This is a genomic window from Pseudoalteromonas sp. SR45-6 (assembly GCF_014163545.1).
GTDB classification, from domain to species: Bacteria; Pseudomonadota; Gammaproteobacteria; order Enterobacterales; family Alteromonadaceae; genus Pseudoalteromonas; species Pseudoalteromonas rhizosphaerae.
The window spans coordinates 176,050-201,315 of record NZ_JACJDM010000003.1 but is presented as its reverse complement, the minus strand read 5'-3'; the positions used below and the strand labels follow the sequence as shown (position 1 = coordinate 201,315).

Annotated in this window: 23 protein-coding genes; 9 read left to right on the top strand and 14 right to left on the bottom strand. The window is 40.4% G+C overall.

Annotation, left to right across the window (positions count from 1 at the left end; translation table 11 throughout):
• Positions 1-436: 436 nt before the first annotated feature.
• The 5 genes from H5158_RS02920 to H5158_RS02900 all read right to left on the bottom strand — a co-directional run bounded on the left by H5158_RS02920 (position 437) and on the right by H5158_RS02900 (position 3,995).
• Positions 437-1,474, bottom strand: a complete 1,038-nt coding sequence (locus H5158_RS02920) for an IS110 family transposase (protein WP_182739423.1) — start codon at positions 1,472-1,474, stop codon at positions 437-439.
• Between the two features lie 449 nt (positions 1,475-1,923).
• Complete coding sequence (locus H5158_RS02915) at positions 1,924-2,304, bottom strand: hypothetical protein (protein WP_149980924.1); 381 nt, start codon at positions 2,302-2,304, stop codon at positions 1,924-1,926.
• The gene (locus H5158_RS02910) at positions 2,301-2,669 is read right to left on the bottom strand and encodes a hypothetical protein (RefSeq protein WP_179959150.1); all 369 of its coding nucleotides are present in this window, start codon (positions 2,667-2,669) and stop codon (positions 2,301-2,303) included. The genes H5158_RS02915 and H5158_RS02910 overlap by 4 nt, the downstream gene beginning before the upstream one ends.
• A gap of 132 nt (positions 2,670-2,801) precedes the next feature.
• Positions 2,802-3,692, bottom strand: coding sequence for a dienelactone hydrolase family protein (locus H5158_RS02905; RefSeq protein ID WP_182739422.1), 891 nt, complete (start codon positions 3,690-3,692; stop codon positions 2,802-2,804).
• Between the two features lie 84 nt (positions 3,693-3,776).
• On the bottom strand, positions 3,777-3,995 hold the full coding sequence (locus tag H5158_RS02900) for a hypothetical protein (RefSeq protein WP_145237669.1): 219 nt from the start codon (positions 3,993-3,995) through the stop codon (positions 3,777-3,779).
• A 211-nt stretch (positions 3,996-4,206) separates the two neighbouring features.
• Between H5158_RS02900 and H5158_RS02895 the strand changes: the two genes are divergently transcribed.
• The 4 genes from H5158_RS02895 to H5158_RS02880 all read left to right on the top strand — a co-directional run bounded on the left by H5158_RS02895 (position 4,207) and on the right by H5158_RS02880 (position 7,360).
• On the top strand, positions 4,207-5,070 hold the full coding sequence (locus tag H5158_RS02895) for a PA4780 family RIO1-like protein kinase (protein ID WP_182739421.1): 864 nt from the start codon (positions 4,207-4,209) through the stop codon (positions 5,068-5,070).
• A 118-nt stretch (positions 5,071-5,188) separates the two neighbouring features.
• A complete protein-coding gene (locus H5158_RS02890; protein WP_145237663.1) occupies positions 5,189-5,521 on the top strand; it encodes a PBPRA1643 family SWIM/SEC-C metal-binding motif protein in 333 nt (110 codons plus the stop codon).
• Positions 5,522-5,682: 161 nt separating this feature from the next.
• Positions 5,683-6,576 (top strand): GGDEF domain-containing protein, encoded by an 894-nt coding sequence (locus H5158_RS23275; RefSeq protein WP_259398212.1) that lies wholly within the window; start codon positions 5,683-5,685, stop codon positions 6,574-6,576.
• Positions 6,577-6,775: 199 nt separating this feature from the next.
• Complete coding sequence (locus H5158_RS02880) at positions 6,776-7,360, top strand: YqaA family protein (protein WP_145237660.1); 585 nt, start codon at positions 6,776-6,778, stop codon at positions 7,358-7,360.
• 29 nt (positions 7,361-7,389) lie between these two features.
• On the opposite strand, the gene H5158_RS02875 is transcribed toward H5158_RS02880, so the two are convergent.
• Together H5158_RS02875 and H5158_RS02870 are read right to left on the bottom strand one after the other, a co-directional pair.
• Complete coding sequence (locus H5158_RS02875; RefSeq protein ID WP_182739420.1) at positions 7,390-9,366, bottom strand: phytase; 1,977 nt, start codon at positions 9,364-9,366, stop codon at positions 7,390-7,392.
• Between the two features lie 240 nt (positions 9,367-9,606).
• The gene (locus H5158_RS02870; RefSeq protein WP_182739419.1) at positions 9,607-10,773 is read right to left on the bottom strand and encodes a hypothetical protein; all 1,167 of its coding nucleotides are present in this window, start codon (positions 10,771-10,773) and stop codon (positions 9,607-9,609) included.
• Positions 10,774-10,904: 131 nt separating this feature from the next.
• Between H5158_RS02870 and H5158_RS02865 the strand changes: the two genes are divergently transcribed.
• Together H5158_RS02865 and H5158_RS02860 are read left to right on the top strand one after the other, a co-directional pair.
• Positions 10,905-11,369, top strand: a complete 465-nt coding sequence (locus H5158_RS02865; RefSeq protein WP_149980919.1) for a MarR family winged helix-turn-helix transcriptional regulator — start codon at positions 10,905-10,907, stop codon at positions 11,367-11,369.
• Positions 11,370-11,456: 87 nt separating this feature from the next.
• Positions 11,457-12,194: an RIO1 family regulatory kinase/ATPase gene (locus tag H5158_RS02860; protein ID WP_182739418.1), complete on the top strand. Its 738-nt coding sequence runs from the start codon at positions 11,457-11,459 to the stop codon at positions 12,192-12,194.
• 44 nt (positions 12,195-12,238) lie between these two features.
• Here H5158_RS02860 and H5158_RS02855 read toward each other — a convergent pair whose 3' ends face one another.
• From H5158_RS02855 to H5158_RS02845, 3 genes are all read right to left on the bottom strand, one after another.
• Positions 12,239-13,651 carry a family 43 glycosylhydrolase gene (locus H5158_RS02855; RefSeq protein WP_182739417.1) on the bottom strand — a complete coding sequence of 471 codons (1,413 nt, stop codon included), beginning with the start codon at positions 13,649-13,651 and terminating at the stop codon, positions 12,239-12,241.
• 201 nt (positions 13,652-13,852) lie between these two features.
• Positions 13,853-14,320, bottom strand: a complete 468-nt coding sequence (locus tag H5158_RS02850; RefSeq protein WP_149980916.1) for a hypothetical protein — start codon at positions 14,318-14,320, stop codon at positions 13,853-13,855.
• The gene (locus H5158_RS02845) at positions 14,320-15,462 is read right to left on the bottom strand and encodes a PepSY domain-containing protein (RefSeq protein ID WP_182716994.1); all 1,143 of its coding nucleotides are present in this window, start codon (positions 15,460-15,462) and stop codon (positions 14,320-14,322) included. The genes H5158_RS02850 and H5158_RS02845 overlap by 1 nt, the downstream gene beginning before the upstream one ends.
• A 101-nt stretch (positions 15,463-15,563) precedes the next feature.
• Between H5158_RS02845 and H5158_RS02840 the strand changes: the two genes are divergently transcribed.
• The gene (locus tag H5158_RS02840) at positions 15,564-17,726 is read left to right on the top strand and encodes a TonB-dependent siderophore receptor (protein WP_182739416.1); all 2,163 of its coding nucleotides are present in this window, start codon (positions 15,564-15,566) and stop codon (positions 17,724-17,726) included.
• A 63-nt stretch (positions 17,727-17,789) separates the two neighbouring features.
• Here the strand turns inward: H5158_RS02840 and H5158_RS02835 are convergent, their stop codons facing one another.
• The 4 genes from H5158_RS02835 to H5158_RS02820 form a co-directional block, all read right to left on the bottom strand.
• Complete coding sequence (locus tag H5158_RS02835; protein WP_182739415.1) at positions 17,790-18,626, bottom strand: mechanosensitive ion channel family protein; 837 nt, start codon at positions 18,624-18,626, stop codon at positions 17,790-17,792.
• 35 nt (positions 18,627-18,661) lie between these two features.
• Positions 18,662-19,369 (bottom strand): LrgB family protein, encoded by a 708-nt coding sequence (locus H5158_RS02830; RefSeq protein ID WP_149980912.1) that lies wholly within the window; start codon positions 19,367-19,369, stop codon positions 18,662-18,664.
• Positions 19,362-19,748 (bottom strand): CidA/LrgA family protein, encoded by a 387-nt coding sequence (locus H5158_RS02825; protein WP_182739414.1) that lies wholly within the window; start codon positions 19,746-19,748, stop codon positions 19,362-19,364. Before H5158_RS02825 ends, H5158_RS02830 begins: the two co-directional genes overlap by 8 nt.
• Before the next feature lie 97 nt (positions 19,749-19,845).
• Positions 19,846-20,637 (bottom strand): crotonase/enoyl-CoA hydratase family protein, encoded by a 792-nt coding sequence (locus H5158_RS02820; RefSeq protein WP_182739413.1) that lies wholly within the window; start codon positions 20,635-20,637, stop codon positions 19,846-19,848.
• A gap of 303 nt (positions 20,638-20,940) precedes the next feature.
• On the opposite strand from H5158_RS02820, the gene H5158_RS02815 reads away from it, so the two are divergent.
• Entirely contained in the window at positions 20,941-22,107 is a 1,167-nt protein-coding gene (locus H5158_RS02815) for an efflux RND transporter periplasmic adaptor subunit (protein WP_149980909.1), read from the top strand.
• 11 nt (positions 22,108-22,118) lie between these two features.
• Positions 22,119-25,235 (top strand): efflux RND transporter permease subunit, encoded by a 3,117-nt coding sequence (locus H5158_RS02810; protein WP_182716999.1) that lies wholly within the window; start codon positions 22,119-22,121, stop codon positions 25,233-25,235.
• Positions 25,236-25,266: the final 31 nt, after the last annotated feature.

Here is a 25,266-nt window from a genome sequence, read left to right as displayed (position 1 = left end):
CGGTCAAGCAGGCAGCTGTGTTTTCTTGATCTTTTTATTCAAAAAACCAAGTGTTGTTACTTTTTAAACTCACTTTAAATTTGGCTATACACCTAGTCATGACGTCGATTGGTGTGAATATGCACTGTGGCTTGAATAAAGAACGCCATATAAATTTAGGCGGTTTAATTAAGCATCATGGATGATTAATTAGGCCCTTGGCTTTCGCCTCAGTCATCGTTTAGTGCCAATGTCAGTCCAGTTTTGGCAGCATTCTCACGCTGCTCAATAACAAATCTGTGGTTTATGTTTTTTACATAACCAACCCTGTGTGGCTCAGACAGTGGGCATACCCAACATTTAAATATGAGCGGTTAACGTGCAGGCTCAATCAAATCTAATGGTTTTACCAACCCTATTATTAACTCAACACGTTAACCTAATTTGTTTATGGTCGTTAAGAAAAAGCCTTGTGTTCATCAAATGGGACGTTGTCTTTCAGCACGTGGTAACACGCTTTTGCCAGTTTATGCGCAACTGTTTTAATCGCGATAACTTGGTTTGTTTTAGCTAACTTGCGTTGATAATACTTTTTAATTGTTGGGTTATACCGAATGGCAAAGTTAGCGGCCTCAGTAAATGCCCACGCTAAGTAACGATTACCATTCTTTTGATTTGTAGTGCCTTTCTTCTTCCCATTGCTGTATTTTGCACCTTTAACGCAGCGGCAATAGGAGGAGAAATTACCTGGACTATCAAAACGTTTAATTGTGCCTGTCTCTAACATAATGGTCAGTGCTAACGTATTACCAATCCCATCTATACTGGTTAGGTTTATAAATTCAGGAGTGAGTGATGTTTGCTGTAAAATAGCGCTCTCTATTGCATTTATCTGCTGTTGAGCACAGCGTATCAATGTGAGGTTAGAAATGACCGACAGTGCTGTATTCATTGAGTTGAAATCGGTGTGTACTTGCTCAACATTGACGCCTTTTCGGATAGCGGCCATTTGTTTGATTTTGTTGCTGCTGAGCTTATATCCAAGATGACGCATGTAACAACTTTGCACTGATAATAAGTTTTTAGTGGACTGTTGAACAATGTCCATTCGTTTACGCATTAAGTCGCGAACAGCCCTGAGCTCTCGAGGATAAATATAGCCCTCAGGTAGAATGTTTAAACGTAGCATTTCAGCTAACCAACACGCATCACTGTGATCGTCTGCATATTTTAAGCCTGAGTATTGTTGAATTGCCGCAGGGTTCGCTAAGTGAAGTGTAAACCCTTCATCCATTAAAGCATCGACTAACCAATACCAATTAAATGTTGATTCGACAACAAGCCTTATCAACTTATCTTTATAAGGACTTAGAAAAGATAAAATGACAGACATGTCATTATTTAAACGCTTAACGGTAAGTGTTTCACCATGTTCATTAATGATAGCAATAACACAATTATTTGAATGCAAGTCAATTCCACTACATAGTTTCATACCAAGCTCCTCGAAATACAGTTTATGTTTTGGTCAACACAACTGTACCGAAAAACTCGAGGAGCTTTCTATATGATTATCAAATCTTGACTTCAGACATCAAAGGTCGAGATTTATAGTTTACTACTCATTGAGTGAATTACTATGTCTAGGCCGCTGCGAATAGAGTATGAAAATGCGTTTTATCATGTAATGAATCGAGGGAGAGGACGCGAAAATACCTTTTTGAGTGATGACGACTTTAAGTATTTTTTACATTGCATTGAGCAAGCAAGTTTTCGCTTTAATATTGAAGTGCATTCATATTGTTTATTCAATAGTGGTAATAAGGATTTTTCGCGTCTTAAGTCCTTTAACTCACGTTCTAATTGGCGTTGCTGTGTACTTAACTCTTTACGCTGCGTTTGGGTGGTGTTATTGCTGTTTAATTGCTACAAAGCGCATCTCAACTAGTGGCGTTTTTTACTGCGAGGAGCGCCTAGTACAATCGCTATTTGGCAGACACATATCGACAAAAATCCACTTATGCCCAAAGCTCCGCCAAAATTACTAAGGTAAGGCACTAAATTATCAAACAAAATCGAAAAAATAACACTGGCAGAAAACAGCGTGTAAATACCAAAGCGTTTTGGTGCGCTCATGCCTATAAATGTTCCACCAAAAAAAATGCTGCTATATAGCTCTGCGTTGAACTCGGTGGTAAGTAAAATAAGGTAAGCGATAATAGCTAAAATTGCTGATGCTCTAATCGCATCTAGACGGTTATGCTTAGCTAAATAAAAGGTCAAAAACGCGCCAAGTAAAGCAAGTGTTACCGATGATAAACTCATGCCGCGAGCCCTTTAGCTAATACAAACAAAGCAACACTAATAAAGGCAATACTTCCTAATTTACCACCAAAGCCAGTAAACACTTTAGTCGTCAGTACGTATAAAATAGCCCCAATCAATGAAATAATTGCTAATTCCCAATAGGTATTAATCAACCCCTGAGAGCACATTCCAGCAAAACTACCAGCATAAACAGCTGCGTAAGGATGATTTGCATACTGTTTTGGAAAAGGAATAAAGCTGCCAATAAGTCCGGTTAGGCAAGATGCAATAACCGCAGGCACTGCAAATTGCGTATGAAGGGTAAAACAAGCGACACATCCACTAAAAAAAGCGATGTATTTTAGGAGAAAAAATTTAGTCATAGAGTCGGTGATTTTTCTTAACTGAAGTACTTAATTCTGAATGAAGTTAGTGCTAGCTTACTATGCTTGGCACTAACCATTATGCAATTAATCAAGGTGCAATTAAACTAGATGCAATTAAACAAGATATAATTAAACAAGGTGTTGCTCAAAAAATGCTAAAGTTCGTTGCCATGCAAGTTCTGCATTCGGTTTATCGTAACGGCCCGTTGAGTCATTATGAAAACCGTGATTGGCATCTTTATACATATACATTTTGTAATCTACATTGAGACTTTTTAAATCGCGCTCATAGTCAGGCCATGTTGCATTTACGCGCTCATCAAGCTCGGCTAATTGGATCATTAACGGGGCTTTAATATTTTTGCGCAGAGCTTCGCTGGCGGGCGTGCCGTAAAATGGTACTCCAGCGCTTAATAATGATGAATCAACCGCAGCTAGGTAATTGACAATATAACCGCCAAAACAAAATCCAACGGCACCAAGTTTACCATTACTGAGTGGGTGTGATTTTAAATAGTGGGCTGCTGCAACAAAATCATTTTGAATTTTCTCTTTATCCATTGAGCTTTGTATGGCTCGCCCTTCGTCATCATTACCCGGATAACCACCTAGCGGAAATAGCGCATCGGGTGCAAAAGCGACAAAACCCGCTTTGGCTAAACGACGGGCCACATCTTTTACATAAGGGTTTAAGCCTCGGTTTTCATGCACCACTAAGACTACCGGGCGCTTGCCCTTTAATTGTGTTGGCACTACTAAATAACCTTGTCCTTTGCTATGACCATTGGGAGAAACAAAACTTTGGTAAGTTGCTTTAATTGATTCATCATTAAACGAAACTTGTTCGGCTAAGGCATAATTTGGTAATAACGCTGACGTGAGCACTGTCATTGAATAACCAAGGGCGACTAAGCCACCAAGTTTTTTCATAAACGTGCGTCTATCCATTTTGCCATGAGCGTATTCATCGTACCAATCAAAGGCTTCTTGAGGAATGTGATCTGAATGTGGGTTATTCATTGCAGTGCCTATATGTTATTGATTTAAGATTTAATAACATAGCTGAGAGAACTCAAAATGTATATTGCTGTATGCTTAATATACTTAGCTAACTTCTTCACCGGCATGTTTTGCGGCTAATTCATCAAGTTCTGCGCAAGTGTAATCAAACCCCGCGCCATCGAATTGATAATTTACTTTAACGTCAAAACCACCATTAAGAAGTTTTGTTTTTACTCGGGCGACAGGCCAATGCTTTAATTCGTTTAAAAAACGATTAGCGATTTGACCAGATTGGAAGCGATAGCGTATTTCTGAATTCATATAAAGTAAGTATAATTTGGGCTGTTAACTTCGCAGTTTGTGGATTTAGCCGATTTAGTCAAGTTTTTTGTTCTTTAACATGCTTGATAAGGTCAATTGTGCGCTTATTAGCATTGGTTTTCGTCTGCTTTTGCTTTAACGTAAGGGTCTGTCAGATAAAATAGTTTGCGAGAAGATTACAAGGTATGCCTAAGTACGGTATAAGAGTGTCATGAAAACGCCAAAACAGATTTTACCGTTAATAGAAGACGGTATCGTTGATGAAGTCATCAGCCAATTAATGAGTGGAAAAGAAGCCTCGGTTTATGTGGTTCGCTGTGGCGAGCATATTCGCTGTGCGAAAGTGTACAAAGATGTACAACACCGAAGTTTTAAACAAGCAGTAAAATACCAAGAAGGACGTAAAGTAAGGAATAGCCGCCGCGGTCGTGCGATGGAAAAAGGCTCTAAGTTTGGTCGTAAAGAACAAGAAAACGTGTGGCAAAATGCGGAAGTAGATGCGCTTTTCACGCTTTCTCGGGTTGGCGTAAAAGTACCACAACCTCATGGTTGTTACGATGGTGTACTGATCATGGATTTAGTCACCGATAATGATGGTGATGTTGCGCCGCGTTTAAATGATGTGAGTTTAACTGCTGAGCAGGCAATTGAAGATCACGCTACTATGGTTCATTACATTCGCTTAATGCTATGTGCGGGTATTGTGCATGGTGATTTGTCTGAATTTAATGTGTTAGTAGATAGCTACGGTCCGGTGGTGATTGATTTACCGCAGGCAGTAAATGCGGCGGCGAATAACAATGCGCAAGAAATGTTTTTACGTGATGTACGCAATATGCGCTTGTATTACGGGCAGTACGCACCAGAAATACTCGATACGCGTTTTGGTGAAGAAATGTGGGCTTTGTATCAAGCGGGTGAATTAACAGCAGAAACTGTTCTTTACGGTGAGGTTGCAGATAACCATGCTGAGGCTGATGTTGATTCAGTGCTTGATGAAATCAAAGCTGCATTTGAGCAAATGCAAGAAAACCAAGAGCGAATAAAAGCAGGACAAGCACCTGAAGACGACTAAAGTTTATTAGCTTCATTATCGATTTTAAAGATGCGCGCTAACAGCATTAAATTCTGTTAGACTGCGCAGCCTTTAGCTACTCGCGGTGAGTTGCTTTAAATGACAGTTAGGAACGCAGGTGTCAAAATTTTTCTATCGTGGTAAGCCCGATATTATGGGTAAAAATAATCAAGGTACTTATCAGCCTAAACCGAAAGTAAAACCTGGTAGCGAAGAAAATCCGCTCGTTTTACAGGTGCAAAGCGCTGCACGTGAGCTTGAAATAAACGCTATTTTGATAGCTAATGATTTATTTGCAGATATTCGTGTTGATAGTACGCTTGCTGAAGATATTACTCCTTTAGATATTGTACTTAATAAACCTGTTACTCAAGTTTTTGAAAAAACACCACAACGTAATGATCCATGTTCGTGTGGCAGTAATAAAAAATACAAAAAATGCTGTGGTTAAAATACCTTGTTTAGGTGTGTAAACTCAGGTTGGTGCTGGTGTTAGGAACTTAAAAAATCAGCTCCAGTGATATAAAACGGCAGTTGTATTTAAAAGCTATATATTCATTAGCTTGTGATAGCGTTATTTAATATAGCGCTCACTTAATCAGCGAAACGTGTATGAAATACAGTGATAATAAACTTCAACAACAAACTGCAAAAAACACCTTACAACCCGTGTTTTCAGCTGTATTTGTAGTTACTCTGTTTTTAATAGTTACCTCGTATATTTATTTCTATCCTGAATTAGATAACAGTATTTTTTTTAATGGTGTACTTACCGACGCAATTAACCTATTAATTGTGGTGGCTATTTTTATCATTGTCCAAAGGGCCAACTTATCAGTTTTTGCTTATGTTAATTTAAGCATCGGTTTATTATTGTGGTCAGCGGGTTTAACCTTTGATCTACTTGATGAAGTGCTGATCCAGCCTTTGTTTATTGGTATTTATGTTGAGGATGTTTTACGTACTGCAGGCATGTTGTTTACTTGTTATGGTTTAAAGTTAACTATAGGCGATTTAACAAGTGTGCAGCAGCAGTTATCAAAAGAGCTGATCACTGATTACTTAACCCAAATAGCGAACCGCCAATTTTTTTATCAATATATGCAAAAAAATCAATCAGCCCCGTATACAATTTTGCTTATTGATATCGATTTTTTTAAAGTGATTAATGATCAGTTTGGTCACGATAGGGGGGATCAAGTACTGATCGAATTATCATCTTTATATGCCAAAGCTTTACCTAATAATAGTGTCTTTGCACGTTTAGGTGGTGAAGAGTTTGCAATATACCTGCCCGGCGATGACCGACCAAAAGCCTGCGATTTAAGTGAGCAATTACTATCACTTGCACATACCATTGAACTTGCTGCTAATCGAACGGTAAGTGTAAGTATTGGTGTGTCATTTAAGGCCCCAGAAGAAGCGTTTAATGAGGTAGTTAAACGTGCTGATCAAGCCTTGTACAAAGCGAAAAATAGTGGCCGTAGCCAATATTACATTGCTTAATCCCTAAGCGATTGATTACAGTAAAATTTACAATTTTAATTGGGGGTTTTTACACTATCAGTTAAATTTATTTGCCTGTTCCTGTTAAATTGTATTAAAAAATGCTTATAAAACAATGTACTTATTAATTATGCAAGGCTGGTATTGAGCTTGCAATATGCTTATAAATATAACTTATAAGCACTACCAAGGTGATACTATGGCTGTTATGCAGCGCTTAAAGCAAAAAACACGACAATTTATTGATTCAAAGCATATGTTAACCAGCATAACGGCGGCTTCATTTTTAGAGTCAACGATAGTTCCTATCCCTCTTGAAGCAGTATTGGTGCCGTTGATGCAAGCGCGGCGTGAAAAGCTTTGGCTGATAGCCTTAATGGCGACTTTAGGCTGTATTATTGGGGCTTTGTTTGGTTACGCGCTTGGCTATTACTTGTTTGATGCGGTTGGCGATTGGGTGATCAATACCTTTTCAAATCCAGAGCAGTTTGAACACGTAGAACAACAAATGCAGCAGCAAGGTTTTTGGTTTGTAATAATGTTGGGGATAGTGCCAATCCCTTTTCAAATAGCTATGCTCGCAGCGGGTGCGACCAAATATTCATTAATAATGTTTTTAATTGCGACGACTATTGCCCGTTCAATTCGGTATTTTGGTCTGGCGCTGGTGGTGTATTATGCTGGCAATCAAGCGGAGCGAATTATTACAAAACATAAAACCAAAGCAATGCTTGGTTTGACTGTGTTGGTGTTAGTTATTTGGTGGTTAACAACGGTAATATAGCCGCCAAGTGACGGCTATATTTGTTTAGTTTACTTAACATCGCCATGGATAAGTGAATGTACTTGGCGCCAATCCACCAGTTTAAAATTTTGTGGTTGCTGTGGCATACGATTGTAGCCATCTTGCACTATTAATACGCCAAGAGGGTAGCCAGGCAGCGGTTTGGCTGTAACGGTTAAGCCATCGGTTTCTGACACGCCATCAATACCGTTATTTAAGTTTGCAAGAATATTAAACTTACTGACAAACTCAAGGGTAGGGTGTTTTTCACCTTTATTTATGCGATACACGACATAACTATTGTCACCTTGGCTAGATACCACTAATAAGCGCTCGTCTTTACCATGATAAATCTCCATACCTTCTACATCATCAACTAGCATTTCATTCACGGATTGCAATAAAATAGGCGCTTGCTGTGAATCAGGCTCTGCTTGGATAAACCAAATACCAGCGTCTTCCTCACCGGCAAAAAGTTCCCCATTTTTATCGTCACTACTACAGCCTTCTGGTTGGCTAGGTAGATTAAATTCGCGCACCAGTTTGCCCGAGACTTGTTGCTGTTGGCTGGTTATTTTATATTGCTGATATAACCCTGATTTATCATTCACAAATACATAGTCACCTGATTTCGATGAATACATGCATAAGCCATAAATCTCACTCAAATTGGTAGCCACGCTACCTAAGTGGTGTACGCTGTTTTGTATGTCGACAGTGAACAAACTAATGCTATTTTCACTACGGTTACTGGCTGCAATTAGCGTGTGAGTTGGGTTGTTGATATTACTACTTTGACGAACGTCAACATTGTTAACTCTACCTACGTCAAGGCTTTGAATTTGCTCTCCAGCTAAGTTATAGATCATCAGTCCGCGACGTTTATCGGTGCCAATGATCAAGCTTTTAGCGGCGTCGGTTGGATGCACCCAGATGGCTGGATCGTCTGCGGCATCACCAAATGCTGCAACTGGTGTCGTTTGCACGTTTGCATACACATGTGCTGTTTTTGCAGTGGTGGTGTTGGTTTTTGTCGTACTGGTGATTGGGTCTAAAATTAACTGGCTGCTGCGGTACGCGCCACTTTCATCGTCATACATAATGGCTTGAGCAGTAGTGGCGTTATTATCAATTACCACAGAACCAATACTGAGATCTCCAGAGACACGCCACTTTTGTTGTATACCTTGCTCTGGATTATATCGGTATAGGGTGTTATTGCTGCTGCTAGTAAACCAGAGGCTGCCATCAGTGCTGGTGGTTAATGCGCCAATACCGCTGGCCAGTTCACCAAAGGGAGCAACCATGGTAAGGGGTTGTTTACTCGCTGAAGATTCTGCATTGGCGTTCATTTGCCAAATGCCAAGTTCTTCTTCACTGATAAATAATTGTTGGCTTACATCATTAACCGCACAACCCGCAGCTTCATTTACACCGGCAAATTCTCGGACCGCAATGTTAGTGGTTTGCTCTGTGGCAAAGTTATAAATTAAGGTTTCGCGCATTAAGCCGCGAACATCAGCAACAAAAGCAGAAATACTCCCCGTATTGTGATTGTTAAATAGGCAGACCGCTTCAGGTTTTGCTTGCGGTGCAACAATCGGTGTGTGCTCCGTTAGCTGCCAGTTGCCGTTACTTTTAGTTAGGGTGAAAACGGCAACCAGATCACGTTCGTTATCAATACTGGTCACTAAAAAGCGATTATCGCCAATAGTACGCACTGACAGAGTTTCAAAGTTACCCGCGTTAAGTACTTCGCTATGTTGTTTATTTTGCTCTACTACAATTAAGCCTTGGCTTTCACTGGCTAGTAACCATGCATCATCAAAAAGCCAAGCAGCTTGCGAACCTTGAACATTATTTTGTTGCCAAAATGGTGCGCTGTTAAGCTTTAGTGTAGTTTGGCTTGGTTGAGTGGAATTAACATCTTGGCTGCTGCAAGCGCCTAATGTTGCTGTGAGTGTTAATATGCTCAGTGCATAAGCAAGTGGTTTAAGTGTTGGCACGAGTAAAGTCCTAAGTTAGCCATGTATGCGATGCAAGCTAAATAACTTTTATGACAAAACCGTGACAAAAGAAAGACTTCTGCAGTGAGAGTAAAGCTATTTAGGTTTCCTTTCATTCAATGCTTTTTATTTTATCTATCTGTTTTTATTGGTTTTAATTTTTAATTGTTAGTTTTAAAATGACCCATTAGGGCATCGCTTTCATGCTGAGCTGATGTGACCCTAAGCATAATATAGCGGTTATTTTTCTGTGATGGTGGTGTGTATTTCTGTTTTCATTTGCGCTAATGCTTGCAGCACGGAACGTTGCCAAATAGCTTTAAATGCCTTACTAAATAAATATAAGAAGAGCAAAGGCATGATAAATAATTTGATGATTAGTAACGACACTAAGTTTAAAAATTCAATAAATAAGCCCTCTAAAGAATTAGCCATATCTGTAATGCCAGTGGTAACGGTATCAACGACTTTGCTAATTAAATTGCCAGAATTACCTGCTAGTTGGTCGTTATAATCATGCAGCTGTTGTTGCAGCTGAGCTTTCTGTTGATATAACGCGGCGAACTGATTGTTGATAGATGCTTGTTGTTGCTTTAACTCGCGCTGTTTTTGCAGTAATGGTTTAGCCTCGGGAAGCTCTGTTAAGGTGAGTTTTTCGGCTAAACTGCGGGTCGTTTGAATGGCATCAATTTGCTTATTTAATTGCTCAAGCTGCTGTTGGTTATCTGTAATAATTGCTTTTAATTGCTGTTGCTGAACGGCAATAAGTTCGAGTTCATCGAGGGTTGTTTGCTTGTCACTATTAATTTTTGCGCTCAGTTGTGCTGATAATGTGGAGGTCGCATTAGCCTGTACGCTAAGTGTGTCAACGGTCTTTTCAACATATTGATTTTGATAATTAATTTCTTCATCTAGAAAGGCTTGGCTGGCAAGCCCAGTTGCAAGTACTACAAATGGAATTAAAAACCGCACTAAAATCAGGCTGGCTAGTAACTTTCCTTTAAGCTGTTTTAAATACCCAAAATAATCACAGACTAAATAACTAATGACGCCGGCGGTAAACAAGGCGCTAAAAAATCCCCCTGATGAAATAGTAAATAAAATCCGCTGGATAAACAGTGAGCCTAATGATATGCGCATCGCATCGGCAATGTATTCGGCTAAATCGTTCACCGGATCAAGCAATTGCGCAGGCGCTATGCTTGCTATACCAATACCGACTTCAGCCGACTGTAATAAAGAAATAATGCCGTTAACACTGCGTGCAGAAGCATAAACTAATGATGACTGCACTAAGGTTTGGTCAAGAAAATCCATGATGTAGCTGTTAAATTGCTTTGACCAGCAAAGTAGTAGCAGTATAAGTATGGCAATATACTTGATAACATCTCGTTGTTTACTTTGCATGTATTCCTCAATAACATTAGTTAGCTTGTTCGACGCTACACTAATTAGGTGTCACTACGCAATTATGTTTGATTGAATTATTATAGCTATTAACGGTCAATGAGTGACCTTCACGCAGTTTTTGAGAATTTATGAAAGAATCCGCTTCACTTGTACAATGTTGTATTGATGATCTTGATCCCGTTCAAGATCTGGGTCGGTTAGTTGCTTATTTACGGTCAAATTTAGTAACTCATCTAGATGCTGGCCTTACGCCAATGGATTTAACTTCGGCGCAATATATTGTTGTGGTGCTATTAGCTCGAGGCAAAGTGCATACTTTGGCAGAGCTATGTGAGCATATGGTTTATGATCGTGGCGCGATGAGCCGTTTGTTGTCTCGTTTAGAAGAAAAAGGCTTAGTTGCAAAACAACAATCCGCAGAAGATCGCCGCTCTACGCTATTATGCCTTACTGAAAAAGGCCAACAGCTTTACCCTGAAATACTCCCTATTGTGAATAATATTTACCGCACAGCACTAATCGACTTTTCTGATGATGAAAAAAAACTGTTGGCAAAGTTGTTATTTAGAGCAATTCATAATTTGAAATCGTAAATCTAGCTAAGGGTTATATTGCTGTGAGTGCAGAGATTTGATAATATAGTTGCCTAGGCATTTATATTTAACAAATCGCAGGGTGTTATGATCGAAGCTACTTTATTAATGCAGTTACAGCAGCAATTTCCAGAACATCAGTTTGCAGCCGAAAATTTAAATGTTGTTCATACTGGACGTTTTGCAAATGCTATTGTCTATCGTTATACCGATCAGCAACTCGATTTAGTAATTAAAGATTTTCAACATAGCCCTTGGTGGATCAGAAAAACCTTTGCGCCTTTGTCGGTGAATCAAGAGTATAAAGGGCTGGCTCGTTTAGCTGGCATAACTGGAGTGAGTGGGCGATTTTTACGATTATCGCCGATTGCTGTTGCCTATGACTATATTACAGGCACACCACTTAAACAGTTAGTACAACAAAAAGAAGTGCTACCCGTTAGTTTTTTTAAAGATTTTGAACGACTGGTTGCATTAATGCATCGCCGAGGGGTTGTACATTTAGATTTGCGCAATTTGGGTAATGTGCTTTGTAGTGATGATGGTAAACCGTATATCATCGATTTTCAGTCGACGATACGATACGCTCGATTTCCTCGTTGGTTACAGCAATTTATGCGTGGTGCAGATATGTCGGGTGTTTATAAAGCATGGGCAAAGCTTGCTGATCAACCTCTGCCAGATGCCAAAGCTGATTATTTAAGTAATTTTAATCATGTTAGAAAGCGTTGGATTTTTAGAGGTTACCCGATCCAACGTGCATATATGTGGGGATGTGGAATAGCTACGCAAATTGCCGCTGCCATCATGGAGCGTTTTTTATAAAGCGCGTTATTACACGCTTTATAAATGTTGTTAAGTTGGCTGGTTTAAAATCTTGGCCAACCATTTGAGTCCCAATTTAGTGTGCTGATCAATAGTTTTGGCACACCGTTGTCACCTTTATCATAAGCATGGCGAACCATTACATCGGTATTAAGAATATCTTGGCCGCCAGGTCCGGCCCACTGGCTGTTACCAGCATCTAAAATACTGCCACCACCAGAGAGCATATTGTTGCCATTCTTGTCTAAGTAAGGACCACGAATATCCGTTGCACGCCCATATGCGATACGATAGGTGCTATCGGTTCCTGCGCAACATTTACCAACAGATACAAATAGGTAGTAGTATCCTTGGCGATAGATGATCGTTGGTGCTTCAATGCCACCTGAGCGGCTAGCAAGGGAATAGAGCTCACCAAATGGTTTCATCGTTATTGGGTTGATCCGCATTAACTTGATACCTGAATTCCACGAACCGAATGTTAACCATGGCGCACCATCTTTGGCGACGACTAAATCTGGGTCAATCGCATTGTAGCTATTGCTGTTGGTGGTGTTTATCACTAAACCATCATCACGCCAATTACCGGCAGAGACACTACTTGCTGAGGTTAAACCAATTGCCGAAACACGCGAGCCAAAGGTTGATATTGCATAATAAAGCCAGCTGCGGCCATTGTAACTTTTAAGTTCAGGCGCCCAAACATCAATGCCATCGTGTTCAGGCACATAGTTAGACCACCAATTTAAGCCATTGGGAAAAATCGCTGCGGCATCATTCCAAGCAACGCCATTATTTGACCACTTTCCAGCGATACCAGGCCCAGTTTGAAATATCCACCACGTGCCATTTTCGTAACTGATGGTTGGATCGTGAGTGACTAAACTACCGGTTAATGGCCAATGATCCGTTGCGCCATTGGTAGTTGAAGGATCAAAGGGAGCGGATTCTACGTTGGCCAGTTTATTGAGCTGCCAAAGCTGTGCATCACTGCCATTGTATGCCCATTGGCTGATATTAGCCCCGTCATTGCCGTCAAAGTCATACAGAGCGAGCGCTTTTGGGCTATTGGCATTGATAAAGCTCACATAGCCGTTGCCTTCGCTATTAATTTGCCAATGCTGCGTTGCACCAGCGCTATAGTCATATTGGACTACGTTTGCGCCATCACTAGTTGACCACTCAAAGACCTCCATTGCTTTACCGCTGTTAAGGTTTATTACAGAGTAGTTATTATTTTCAACCTGAGTAATGAGCCAACGTTGGGTATCGTGATTAGTATTAGCCCATTGGCTAATATTCGCGCCATCCGCAGTTGATGCATTGGCGACTTCGACAAATTTGGCGCTATATTTTGATTTTATGGTATAGACACCATTATCGATAGCGAATGCATTATTAAAAAATGGGCTGGCGGCTAAACTAAGCCAGCAAAGTAATTGTGTGGAAAATTTCATTTTATCTCCAAAGTACTGTGTGTGTATGATCCGATAGCTCAAGCAAATTTAGCATTCGATGAGCAGCTCAACGATTAATCTTTAAAAGGTTAATTATAATACTTTATTATATTATTACTTTTGTAAAGATAAATGGTGATTTAAGTTAAATAAAAGTTGGGTTTGGGTGGGCGTGGGAGCATGTTTTGCTCCCCATTGTTGTTAGTTAATAAACTGGCTTGGAATTTCCCAGCTTTGAACTAGCAATTCACCTTGCCACGTTTGGAGTGTGATCCATGCCTTATCTTTGCTGGTTATTAATTTTGGTGCAATAGCGTGCACATGTTGACCATGACGCGTGCCATGTAAAATACCTTCATCGGCTTTTGATAACTGACTAAGTGGTAATGGGGTGGGGCCAATATTCATGTAACCTTGGCGTACATCTGCTATTTTTCCTTTATTAAACATTACCATAAAATCTTTAACGTATTCACCATGGTGGCTATAGGGGGGTGCCATATTAAGTGGCATGGGTGCAAGGGTAAACTCTCCCATTGTTTGCTCGCCCCATGAGTCAGGAAATATGAGAATCATTGATTGATATAAAAACCAAAATGGTAAAATTAAAATACTAGCATGTAGTAGATACTTATAGCGTTGCCACCAAGTACTTTTAAGTCGCGCCATTATTGTGCCTCCTGAATATAGTCAGTTGTTAGCAGCTGCGCCTTTGTTGTCTTAGCTAACTTACTACGCCACATCATAAAGCCTGTAATAGACATACCGCTTAAGATCACGCCAAAAATAAACCAAACTAGCTTGGTCCAGATCCCGCCAATTGTGCCGTAATGCAAAGGGTCTGCAATATGAGAAATAGTTTGTAGAGCGTTCATTGATTCGGGGCTTTTAGTCTGTGCTAATTCGCCTGTCCAAGGATTTATCGTCGTTGAGAACGCATAGTCATCATAGAAAATAGTGTTGTTCGAGCCGCTGATACTGTACATGCCTCGGCTATGTTCTGGGAACATGATGTAATGAGGTTCAAAGTCAGTAAACTGCTGCTTAGTGAGCTGTAGAGCCTGACTTAGACTGATGGCCGGTACCGTTTTAGAAGTGGGCAAATCAGCTACGCTAACCAGCGGCGGATGCTCTTCAATATCAATCTCGTTATGCCACATAATTGCTTGAGTTAAATACCAAAACCCCGTTAAGCTCATAATGAGTAAAAACCACATAGACCAGACGCCAGCTAAGCTATGTAAATCTTTTAATAAGGTTTTTTTACCTTGATTGAAGCGCAATTTAGGCTGAGTAAAAGCACGCCAGAAATTTTTATAAATAATCAGCCCGGTGGCTAATGCGCCAAACATGACTATTGCCATTGCAGATACAAGATAATAACCGACGCTATAACCAGATTGCCATGGAAACAACAGCCAACCATGTAACGCGCGCATAAAACCAATAAAGGTGATGCCTTGATTAACTGCTTGTATTTGCCCTGTGTATTGATTTACGTAGGCAATTGCTTGGGGTTTATTGTGATCTGTAAATATAATAGCGTTTACTAAATACGGTTCATACACCAATACTGATGTGATATCAGCAGTTGGATGTTGTTGTTCTACTGCTGCTATTAATTCATCGATTGGTTTTGCAGGCAAATTGTTAGGATTACTTGCTCGAGCTGCAGGGTTGGTTAACCAGGTAAGCTCATGACTCACTACAGAGAGAGTGCCTGTAATACAAATAAAACAGAATAAAACCCATACAGGCAATGAGAACCAGCCATGTAATTGAAACCAAAATCGCTTGCTTACTTTAGCCATAGTGAAACCTATTGTTAATGATATTTGTTATCATTCATATTGCATTTCAATAATTGTACTATTAAACTGCCTGCAATTTCAATTTGTCCTAAGGAATACTAATGCAGTTAAGTGGAATAAATACACCGTTAAGTATTTTATCTTTGACTCTTCTTTCACTGTTAAATCCCTCAAATGCTGTTGCCGAACAGCAAGCTGTGAGTGAAGATCACGATTTAGAAGTTATTACGGTAAAAAGTCAACGAGGTTTGATTTCATACATGAGTGCATCTGGTGCAAAATCAGACGTGCCAATCATTGAAACTCCGTTATCTGTTTCTGTTTTAACGCAAGAGCGAATTGAAGACCTAGGCGCATTAACTATTCAAGATGCAATTGGTTATGTGTCTGGTTTATATAACGGTCCATACGGTGTTGATACCCGTGGCGATTGGTCGGTTATTCGTGGTGTGTCGCCCGTACAATACTTAGATGGCTTAAAATCGTTGTATGGTAGTTATAATAATGTTCGTACTAACCCTTATGGATTGTCGCAAATTGAAATACTAAAAGGGCCGAGCTCAGTGCTATATGGGCAAGGTTCAATTGGTGGAATTGTTAACTTAGTCAGTAAAAAACCAGAAGCTGAAACATCAGGGCAGCTTTGGGGGCAAGTTGGTAACTATTCGCGTAAACAAGTTGCGGGAGATATTACTGGTGCTTTAAATGATGATGCGTCATTACAAGGGCGAGTAATTGGTTTATGGCGAGAGAGTGATACGCAAACCGATTATGTGCCAGATAACAGTATTGTGTTTTCTCCATCATTAACCTGGTATGCCACTGATGATACAAAAATAACGCTATTAACTAATTGGCAAAAGAATGAATCAGGCACGAGTACCTCGTTCTTACCTCACTCAGGCACTATTTTAGAAAACGAAAACGGCAAAATTCCATCAAACCGTTTTGTTTCTGAGCCGGGTTTTGATCGTTATGATACTGAGCAAGCGTCAATCACTGCGATTTTAGAGCAAAATATTAATGCTGATTGGCAGTTTAAACTTGCTGCGCGTTACACCGATAGTCATGCTGATTATCATACGATTTATGGTTGGCCACCTAAATTTTTAGAAGATGGGCGCAGCGTCAAGCGAGTGTCTTATCTTAGCTCCGCTGATTCGCGGGCTATTGCCAGTGATGCCCAGTTTCATGGCAATATAATAACCGGTAATATTGAGCACACAATAGTGATGGGGCTTGATTATCAAAATGCTTATACCGATAACGACTCTGTTTCTGGACTCGCTGGCACGCTAGACTTATTTAACCCGAAATATGGCCAAGTCGCTAATTTACCAACGGTAGATGATATCGTTGATTATGACTCGTCAAAGGTTTATCAAACTGGCTTATATATTCAAGACAGTATGAAAATTGCTGATAAGTGGATAGTCTCAACAGCATTACGTCGCGATAAAGCAACAACAAACCCTGAAAACGGCAAAAGTGAGTCACAGTATGCGACCACCGGTCGTTTAGGCTTGATGTATTTATTTGACTCAGGGGTTTCACCGTATGCAAGTTATAGTGAATCATTTGAACCATTAATAGGTCAAGATGCTTACGGTAAAGCATTCGAACCAAAAACGGGTGAGCAAGTTGAAGCGGGTTTAAAATATCAACCAGCAGGTACAGAGCATCTACTTACGGCCGCCGTATATCATATTGTAGAGCAAAATCGCACCACCAGCTTACCAGCTGAACAGGTGGGTAATACAAATCTTATTGACCCTAATGGACAAGTTCAGCAAGGTGAGGTAACTGTTAAAGGTATTGAATTAGAAGCACAGCTAGCGTGGGATACAGTCGATGTTTACGCATCTTATGCATACACTGACGGCTATGTTAGTCAAAGTAATACTCTTGGTGAAGATGGTGCAAAGTTAAGTGCCTTGCCAGATCAGCAAGCATCTATTTGGAGTACTTGGCGACCTGAGTCATTGAACGGCTTTAAAATGGGTTTTGGAGCACGATACGTTGGTGAAACATCAGATGGAAGTGCCTATGTTGAAATGAATAATATAGTTTTAAATGATCCTATTAAAACGGATAACTATACTTTATTTGACGCTATGATTGGTTATGATTTTGATGACTATAGTTTTAGTTTACAAGCGCAAAATTTAACGGATAAAACAGTGATTACATCATGTTTAGCGCGTGGAGATTGCTTCTATGGTCAACGCAGAACTGTAACTGCGAATGTGCGCTATAAGTTTTAATGAAGTTAAGATGTAGTATAAATAAAGGGAGCAATTAGCTCCCTTGTTTGCAGTATTGCTAGCTTAGCTATCAATACTTTGTTGGTTAATTGTGACAATTCGTTGTGGGAATGGAATTTCAATATCCGCACCTTGAATCGCACTATATACGCCACCGTTTACGGCCAGCTTGGTTTCAATTATTTTCGTCGTCGGCACCCAGTAGCGGTAACTAATTGTTACTCCACTTTCAGCAAACCGTTCAATGCCAACTTGTGATAGCGGTTCACTTGCGACTAACTCATGGTCTTTCAATACGTTTTCTATAAGCTCTATAGCATGCTCAGCACTGGCATTATAGGCAATATCAATTTCACCTTTTACTAATGAATAATTAAACGAGTTATGCAGTATTTCGCCAACGATGTGTTTGTTAGGAATAGTAATTTCGACTTTTTCTTCGTTGATCAAAATGGTGTAACCTAGCTCAATGGTTTTTACTTGACCGCTGACATTTTTAACTTCAATCGTGTCACCAACAATAAAGGGGCGGGTGGCAATAATAGCCAAGCCTGCGCCATAATTTGATAACATCCCTTGCAATGCTAAACCAGCACCAAGAGAAGCGGCACCAATTGCAGCAACAAAAGGTGTGACACTTATGCCAATTTTACCCAGCGCAATAATAATGAACATAACGATAAACAATACTTTCACTACATTACTGACAAAATTAGTGAGAGTAATATCAATATTATTACGCGCCATTAAAGCGGCAATCATCTTAGATATTTTTTGTGCCACCCACAAACCAAAAATCAAGATCAACAATGCGCCAACTAATTGCATGCTGTACTTAACGAGGTACTCAGTGATCATGGTGTAGTATTTTTCAACTTGTTGGATTTCTGTACTGATCATCTATTATCCATAAATAAAGTGGTTAAACTATTTCATCATAGCAGAGCTTGACTCAAAAAAGGATAAAGTAATGGTACGATTAAAGCGGTAAGTAATGCGCTCAATGCCATTGCCACTGAAGCAAATGCACCAATACGCGGATGCTCAACAAGTGCGGCGGCGGTGCCTATTGCATGAAATGCAGTACCAATCGCAACGCCTTGTGCCTGATGGTTATAAATGCCCACCTGACGAAGAATAAGTAGCGCGAACAAAGCACCTAATAAGCCGATAAAAATCACCATCGCAGCTGCCAGCGAAGCGATGCCTCCGAGTGAATCAGTGACTAGCAGAGTAATGGGAGTAGTGACCGATAAAGCGGCAACAGATGCTGCTAATTGTGTAGGCACATTAAATGCAGCACTGAGTAAGGTTGCAACCACAGTGGCATTGATTATGCCCAGACTACAGCAGCCAACAATCAGCAAGAGATTTCTTCGTATATGCACAAATTGTTGATATAGCGGTAATGCAAGCGCAACAATGGCAGGCTCCAGTAAATAGCTTAATAGCTGGCTATGGCTAGCAAATTGCGAATAAGGCAGTGAAAAACTCACTAGTAATATGGCTATAAGCGTAATAGTGATAAAAACGGGATTAGTCAGCGCTTTTAATAAAGGATTGTTAATGGTTGTATTGAGCTTCCTTAACCCTAAAAACAGCGTGATAATTACAGGAATACTTAACCACCATAGATCAATCATGTTCAATCCTGCCTTTAAATATACTGATCACCGTTGCGATAAGCAGTAAGCTGGTCAATGGCACCAAAATGAAAACTGCACTGAGAAATTGCCATTGCAGGGCGATGATTTCAAGGTGTTCGATAAAACCAACCCCTGCAGGGATGAAAAAAAGCGGCATGACATTTAATAATGGCTTAGCACAGGGAGTTAAGTGATGCTCTTTAACTACGTTTGTTAAAAGTAACGTAAGTAGCATTAGCATCGCTAATAGGGGGGCTGGAAAGCTACCTTGCAGCCAGTGCATGATTATTTTTGCTATCGCCAAGCAACCCAAAATCAAACAGCTGCTGAGTAAATAAGGAAAGATTTTTTTAAGCACTGGTGTTTGGTGATCCATTGATTATTTACTCACTACAGGTCGTATTATACTTCATCACATTTGCTTGTTGAAAACTATGCGACTTATTGCTTAGCGTTGATATTAAGTGAATTTGTTACCAACGTTTACTATTTTGATACTCAATGTTGTCGACGCCTTTGGCTTTTGCAATGGCCTTTTTTGTATTGCTGTTAATAAGCAGACGAATTTGGCTAATGGTTTCTTTTGCTAAAATTTGTCTTCTTGGAGTATTAAAACTTTGTTGGGTAACGCGTTTGATTGCCGCTAAAGTATCCGGTGAGCGAGCTAATAAGGTATTGATCATTGCTAAACAGCGTTGCTTTGGATCCGCATTTACTTCGGTTATTAACCCTAATTGCAGCGCTTTATCAGCACTAATAGGATCTGCATGACTGGCAAGCCACATGGCATCGTCACGTTTTAGTAAGCTAGGTAGTACAACATTTGCACCCATATCAGGGCATAGTCCCCAGCGCGCTTCCATAATGGCTAATTTAGCATCTGGGTGCACAATCCGATAATCAGCCCCAAGAGCTATTTGCAGGCCACCACCAAAGCAATTACCTTGGACGACTGCGAATACCGGCACACTTAGTGATTGCCAACCCAGCACAACTTGCTGCGCTAAATTACAGTTACCCGGTAACCATTTAAATAGCAACTTGGCAATATTTATGGGACTTTTCATAACGGCAGCAACATCCAGTCCAGCACAAAAATGCTCACCATCACCTTGAATAACGACAGCGCGGATAGTCGGGTCTTTTTTAATTTTTTTAATGATACTTGTCAGCTGTTTGAACATGACAAAATTCAACGCATTTTGTTTATCTTTTCGGGATAATGTAACGAAGGCGATTGCCTGTTGTGTTTCAAAATTAATCATGTCAACTCCTCTGACCTGTTTAAGTTTAGCTTACGAGCTAATTGAATTGATGTAAAGCGTGGCTTTCTTGTTTGAAAAGCAAGCTATTTTATAGCCTGTTATTGTGAACCTCAGATACAAATGATTACAAAGTGGTCTATATTTTTAATCGGGTGGCTTGTTATATGATCGACCCATAATAGCCTCTGAACGTAACTTGGCGTTTAAACACAATTTAAAATAAACATATAAAGGTAGTGCGCGCAGCTACTAAGGAGATAAACCATGCTAAAAAGGTTCACGCCTAGCATTTTAGGAACTTACATGTCATTAGCGATCAAAGGGGTTGTTGGTACAACATTAATCGCTTTTTTAGCTGGTTGCTCAGATGATAATGCTACCAAACAAGTCGCTCCGCCTCCTGCGGTTTCAGTATTTAATGTTGTTACCCAAGAGGTGGGGAATTATCGAGAGTTTGTTGCTCGCACGGAAGCTCATCAGGAAGTGAAAATTCGCGCTCGTGTTGAGGGTGAATTAATAGAACGTCATTTTGATGAAGGCTCATTTGTTGAAAAAGGACAGCTACTACTGAGAATCGATCCAAGTGAATATCAATCTTCTGTTGCTGAAATTGAAGCGGACTTAAAAAGTAAGCTTGCTGGCGAAGATGGCGCATCTCGCGATTTAAAACGCGGTAAAGAAGTTGCTGCACAAGGGTTTATCTCACAATCTGATTTGGATAAATTAACCACTAAGTATGAGCAAGCTGCTGCGGCTGTTATCTCAGCAAGGGCAAGCCTTGAAAAAGCAAAATTAAATTTAAGTTACACCGAAATTAAAGCGCCGTTTGCAGGGCGTATTGGTAAGGTTAATTACGATGTAGGCAATATTGTGAGTCCTTCCTCAAATGAACTAGCGGAATTGACCGATGTGGATCCAATTTATGTTAACTTCCAGGTCGAAGAAGGTGATTACATTAGTTATCGTCAAAAACATCAAGACAGTGCTAATAACCCTCAAAATGTACCAATCGATTTATCCCTGCGTTTGCCAAATAACTCGGACTTGGGGGCTAAAGGGCAGTTAGATTTTGCCGATACGAAAATTGATCGCAGTACTGGCACAGTTGAATTAAGAGCGACATTTGCCAATCCACAAAACATTATAATGCCAGGCTTGTTTGTCACCTTAATTGTTGAAAGTAAAGATAAGCAATTACAAGCACTTATTCCTCAAGCAGCAGTACAAGAAAATCAACAAGGTAAATTTGTACTCGTGGTGGGTGAAGATAACAAAGTTGCTACGCGCATTGTGCAACTAGGACGGCGCATTAATGCGATGTGGGTCGTTCAATCGGGCCTTGAAGAAGGTGAGCAAGTGATTGTTGAAGGTTTACAAAAAGTACGTCAAGGGGTCGAAGTTAAACCAGTTGAAAAAAAGGTCGATCACACCACCGGTACAATTTCTAGTCAATCAGACGCTGCAAACTAAAGGAAACGCACATGATAAGTAAAACGTTTATCGCGCGGCCTAAATTTGCCCTAGTCATTTCGATAGTGATTACGCTAGCGGGTTTGATTTCCATGGGTTTGCTGCCAGTTAATATGTATCCCGAGATTACTCCACCGCAAATACAGATCACCGCAGTTTACCCAGGTGCCAGTGCGCAAATAGTGGAAGAGTCTGTGGTCAGACCCATTGAAGAGCAAGTTAATGGTGTAAAAGATATGATGTATATCGAGTCCAGCTCCAGCAATAACGGCACTGCTACGATAACTGCATACTTTAAGGTGGGCACGGATACTGATATTGCTCAAGTCAATGTACAAAACCGTGTCGCGTTAGCTGAGCCGGGGTTACCCAGCGAAGTAACACGCCAAGGTGTATCGGTTAAGAAAAAATCCAGTTCAATGTTATTGGGTATTAACTTGTATTCTAGCCAAGCAAACATTGATGCTATTTTTTTAAGTAACTATGCAACAAATTACTTAACGGAACCGCTGGGACGAATTAAAGGCGTGGCATCGGCTGAGGTTATGGGTGAGAAAACCTATTCAATGCGATTGTGGTTACGTCCAGATAAAATGGCGGCGTTAGGGCTGACAGTAGGCGAAGTTAGAGCAGCATTACAAGAGCAGAATACCATAGTGGCAGCTGGTAAATTAGGTGCTGCACCGAGTTTACCAAGTCAGCAGTTTGAATATTCAATTCAAGCTAAAGGGCGTTTAAAAACTCCAGAAGAGTTTGGCCAAACAATTATTCGTGCTAATCAAGATGGTAACTTTGTACGTTTAACTGATATTGCCCGCATCGAACTTGGCTCAGCTGATTACAGTATTAACGCTAAGTTAAATCAGCAAGATACCGCTTTTATAGTTATTTACCAATTAACCGATGCCAATGCAACGCAAGTGGCAAGTGATGTTAAAGCCACCATGGCAGAGCTTGCTAAGCAATTACCAGATGGTGTTGAATACTCAATACCATACGATACGACAGAGTTTATCAATCGCTCAATCGAAGAAGTGATTGTTACATTATTTCAAGCTGTTGGCCTGGTTGTTTTAGTGGTGTTTTTGTTTTTACAAAATTGGCGCGCGACACTTATTCCAACTATTGCCATTCCAGTATCGTTGGTGGGCACGTTTGCTTTTATGATGGCTATGGGTTACTCAATTAACTTAATTACCTTATTTGGTTTAGTGCTGGCGATTGGTATTGTGGTAGATGATGCAATTATTGTAATTGAGAATGTTGAGCGGATCCTCAAAGAAGAAAAGTTGCCGATTAAGGAGGCGGTCACTAAAGCGATGGAGCAAGTAACCGGGCCTATTATTGCGACCACGTTGGTGTTATTAGCCGTATTTGTGCCTGTAGGCTTTATGCCTGGTATTACCGGGGAGCTTTATAAGCAGTTTTCTGTAACGATTTCGTTTGCGGTATTAATTTCATCGGTTAACGCATTAACCCTAAGTCCAGCTTTATGTGCGCTATTGTTAACAGAAAAGTCAATGAAACCGATAAAATGGCTGGCGCCAGTCGAGCAAGGCATTGTTAAATCAACTTCCATCTATTCTAAAATCATCCACTTTGTTTTAAAACGCTCGGCACGAGTGGGTATTTTTGCCTTAGTTATTTTTGTGGTGGCAGGCTGGCTGGCTAAAAGCGTTCCAACAGGATTTGTGCCAGCCGAAGATCAAGGTTTTGTGTTTGTAGATGTGCAATTACCAGATGCGGCGGCTTCTGGTCGCACTGCTGATGTGATGCATAAAATAGGTGACATTATTAAACAAGAACCTGCAGCAACTGATTTTATTGCGGTATCCGGTTTTTCTTTGATTGGCGGGGCGGGCTCAAATAATGCTTTAGGTATTGTTATTTTAAAAGACTGGGAAGAACGCACTAGTGCTGAACTAGGCTTAAAGTCAGTGATTGGTCGTTTGATGGGAAAAATGTGGGCCATGCCAGATGCGCAGATAATGGTATTTAACCCGCCGCCAATTCCTGGTTTAGGTAATAGCGCTGGTTTTGAGTTTCGCCTACAAGACAGTGAAGGTCGGGATCCGACTGAATTGGCGCAAGTACTTAATGGTCTGGTATATGAAGCGAACCAACATCCAAGCTTGAGTAATGTGTACAGTACTTTTAGAGCAAATGTACCGCAGTACTTTTTAGAGATAGATCGCAATAAAGCAAAGGCTCAAGGGGTTGCATTAAGTGACATATTCTTAACGCTCCAAGCCCAGCTCGGCTCATTATATATTAACGATTTCAATCAGTTTAGTCGTACTTATAAAGTAATCATGCAAGCTGAGAGTGAGTTCCGTAAAAATCCTTCCGACTTACAGCATTATTTTGTGCGTAATAATGAAGGCGACATGGTGCCATTAACGACACTTGCTAAACTTGAACCAATTCTTGGGCCAACAACCCTTAAGCACTTTAATTTATATCGTAGTGCGAGTATCAGTGGTCAAGCAGCTGCGGGGTTCTCAAGTGGTGATGCAATAGCTGCCATGGAAGAGCTAGCTAAGCAGTTACCTAATGGCTATGTATTTGAATGGGCAGGGCAATCTAAACAAGAAATTGAAGCTGGCAATATGGCACCGTTGCTATTTGCTTTGGCCGTTATCTTTGTTTACTTGTTCTTGGTTGCACAATATGAAAGTTGGACGATCCCTTTTTCAGTTATAGCCGCAATTCCACTGGCGATGTTTGGCGCAATGTTAGCGTTATACGTACTGGGTATGGAAAATAATATTTATGCACAAGTGGGGTTAGTACTGCTTATAGGTATGTCGACCAAAACTGCAATCTTGATTGTAGAGTTTGCGATGGAAGAACGGCTTGCCGGCAAGAGTATTTTTGATGCGGCTCTTAGTGCAGCCAAAATGAGGTTTCGTGCGGTATTAATGACTGCTCTTTCATTTGTATTAGGTGTATTACCGTTAGTATTTGCAACTGGCGCGGGTGCTGGAAGCCGCGTATCGCTTGGTGTCACTGTGCTAGCCGGCATGTTAGCCGCGACTATATTGGGTACTTTGCTGGTGCCATTATTTTATAGTTTGGTGCAGTCAATGCGCGAAAAAGTAAAGGGCACAGCGACAACGCAAACGTAAAATAAGCCCTGTATAAAAAAAGTCAGGGAAA